1 rRNA gene is annotated in these 485 nt (G+C 47.4%); it reads left to right on the forward strand.

The features are described from left to right. Positions 1–485 (forward strand): 16S ribosomal RNA (locus ACJ5GX_RS04500); the annotation flags it as partial.

Genomic DNA, 485 nt, shown 5'->3' on the forward strand with positions numbered 1-485 from the left:
TAACAAAACTGGCTTAGAGAAGGTAGATGTTCAAGAGACCGTAGAGGCGTTCTTCAAAGTTGTCAAAAACGCAATGATCGATCGGCTAACTCCGTGCCAGCAGCCGCGGTAATACGGAGGATCCGAGCGTTATCCGGATTTATTGGGTTTAAAGGGTGCGTAGGCGGCCTATTAAGTCAGGGGTGAAATACGGTGGCTCAACCATCGCAGTGCCTTTGATACTGATGGGCTTGAATCCATTTGAAGTGGGCGGAATAAGACAAGTAGCGGTGAAATGCATAGATATGTCTTAGAACTCCGATTGCGAAGGCAGCTCACTAAGCTGGTATTGACGCTGATGCACGAAAGCGTGGGGATCGATCATTCATAATATGTTGTCGAGCTTCCCTTTCTGTATGTTTGTCCCAGAAATTGTTGTCGCCATTGGTGAAAAACTGAAATCGGAGTTGCTCCCGTGTGGGTACAACAGCTCCGCTAAACAAGAC

The organism is Wolbachia endosymbiont of Tuta absoluta, assembly GCF_059414725.1.